The sequence below is a fragment of the Collinsella sp. AF38-3AC genome (assembly GCF_003474365.1).
GTDB lineage: Bacteria > Actinomycetota > Coriobacteriia > Coriobacteriales > Coriobacteriaceae > Collinsella.
Window position 1 is genome coordinate 1 of sequence record NZ_QROM01000044.1, and the last position, 1,062, is coordinate 1,062.

At 65.1% G+C, this 1,062-nt stretch carries 1 protein-coding gene; it reads left to right on the top strand.

Annotated elements, in window-relative coordinates:
* The coding region (locus DW029_RS11100; RefSeq protein WP_055252703.1) for an SIS domain-containing protein at positions 1-1,062 on the top strand (1,062 nt) is incomplete at its 5' end.

Below are 1,062 nucleotides of genomic sequence, written 5' to 3' on the forward strand. Positions count from 1 at the left end.
ATGAAGGAGACCGAGAAGATCGAGATCATGCACTTCGACCAGGAGGGCTACCTCGAGGACGGCAGGAACGTCTACGAGGCGGGCAAGAAGATGACCGCGCTGGCCGACCGCGTGCACGAGGAGGGCTACGACGCCGTCTTCCTGATGGGCGTCGGCGGCACCTGGGACGAGTTCATGCAGCTCGAGTACCTCATGAACAAGTTCGGCGACCGCGACCTCGAGGTCTACCTGATCCACGCCGCCGAGTGGAACGTCATGGGCCACAAGCGCATGACCGACAAGTCCGTCGTGCTGACCGCCTCCGAGTCCGGCACCACCCCCGAGGTGCTCGAGGCCATCGGCAAGATGAAGGAGATGGGCGTGCGCGTCTACGCCATGACCAACCCCGAGGGCAAGATCGGCCGGGCCGTGGGCGCCGAGAACTGCGTCATGATGGCCTCCGACCACGGCGCCGGCGGCTGCGAGAAGGGCTACTACCTCGCCGACTGCTTCGGCCTGCGCCTGCTCAACCGCCGCGGCTGCTTCCCCAAGTTCGACCTGTTCATCGAGCAGACGAAGGACGTCTGGAAGGACATGCTCGACATCCGCAAGCGCTTCGAGCCGCGCGCCGAGGAGCTCGCGAAGAAGTACGCGCTGGCCGACTACACCATGTTCATCGGCTCGGGCGCGCTGTGGGGCGAGACCATCCTGTACTCCATGTGCCTGCTCGAGGAGATGCAGTGGAAGCGCATCCGCCACATCACCTCGCACGACTTCTTCCACGGCACGCTCGAGCTGCTCGAGCCCGGCGTCCCGGTGTTCCTGTTCATGGGCGAGGACGAGTGCCGCGCCCTCGACGAGCGCGTCCGCGCCTTCCTCACCAGCGGCGTGACCGGCGACGAGGACTACGTCATCATCGACACCGCCGAGTACGCGATCCCGGGCCTGGACGACGACTTCCGCGTCATCGTGTCCCCCTGGATCCTGTCCGTGCTGACCACCGACCGCCTCTCGCGCAACTACGAGCTGGTCACCAAGCACAACCTCAAGTACCGCCGCTACTACCACCAGTTCGACTACTAA